At 35.6% G+C, this 974-nt stretch carries 1 protein-coding gene and 1 pseudogene; one reads left to right on the top strand and one right to left on the bottom strand.

Annotated features, from left to right (window positions below):
• Positions 1–73: 73 nt before the first annotated feature.
• Positions 74–727 carry a hypothetical protein gene (locus ACFIMW_RS09375; protein WP_375608905.1) on the bottom strand — a complete coding sequence of 218 codons (654 nt, stop codon included), beginning with the start codon at positions 725–727 and terminating at the stop codon, positions 74–76.
• Between the two features lie 65 nt (positions 728–792).
• On the opposite strand from ACFIMW_RS09375, the pseudogene ACFIMW_RS09370 reads away from it, so the two are divergent.
• Positions 793–974 (top strand): annotated as a pseudogene (locus ACFIMW_RS09370) (hypothetical protein); the annotation flags it as partial.

The raw sequence follows: 974 nt of genomic DNA, 5'->3' as shown, positions 1-974 counted from the left end.
ACATGAAATCGCTACCTTGGCACCGTAGAATATGGGAGAAACTCCGTTATTATAAGGAGTTCAGAATATGGCTTTAGCTATTAAAACTATCCATAGGTTCTTCTTTGTTACGCATTCTGTATTCCCAAGCTATGTCCTGTTCATCTGTCCAAAGGAAAAAACCAAGACAAAAAGTGGTCTCAAGAGTTTTTTCTGGATTATTACATGAGGTATGTTCAACTACGATGGTTATAGGTTTTCTTAAACATGGTTTTTGTGGGTGTATGGTAAACCAAAGAGTCAATTTACTTTTGGCTTTTATACTAAAAAGATCAAAAAATCCCAAATGGTTAGGATCTAATTTGGGGTCTATTAAATCAATATGCTTTTCGCTTTTTAAAGCGATTTTCTTTCCATTTTCACGTTTTTTAGAATCTGAGATACCTTCGGTAGGATCTGGGTAGAGTGCTTCAGTAAATATAAATGGGTGTTTTTTAGGTATTTTGATGTGATTTATTTTGATTATTTGGTTTGTAGGATTGTAAATGGCTAATTCCAATTCAACTTCAAGGTCACTAGGATGCTTTGGAGACAGATGTTCAGAAACTGTACGTACAGTACAGTTTTGCAACTTTTGTCCTAAACATTTTTCTTTTTGTTCTTTGTAGCTTTTATACAAAACAAAAAGTAGAGAGAACGTACTAATGATTAAAGAAATACATTCATATGTTGTTGGTGTATCTTCCATATTTTTCTCAGCCCGCTTTCGGAAAAAAACACTTCTATAAAACACATTTTGTATGGAGCGGCGCGGTGAATAACACGATTCTTTGTTTTGATCTAGGTACGAAGATGGGGTGGGCGATACGTGGAGGGGACGGTAGTATCATAAGTGGTACCATTAATTTTTACTCCCGTCGTTTTGAAGGCGGTGGAATGCGTTACTTGCGTTTTAAACAATGGCTATCAGAAATAAAGCAGACAGCAGGTCAAAT

This window comes from Bartonella sp. AC329YNZD (genome assembly GCF_042196685.1).
Classification (GTDB): domain Bacteria; phylum Pseudomonadota; class Alphaproteobacteria; order Rhizobiales; family Rhizobiaceae; genus Bartonella.
This window is presented reverse-complemented; position numbering and strand designations above follow the sequence as displayed.

Bases quoted from the DNA above. Each gene is read 5' to 3' on its own strand.
- ACFIMW_RS09375 (WP_375608905.1), bottom strand. From the start codon at position 727: ATGGAAGATACACCAACAACATATGAATGTATTTCTTTAATCATTAGT.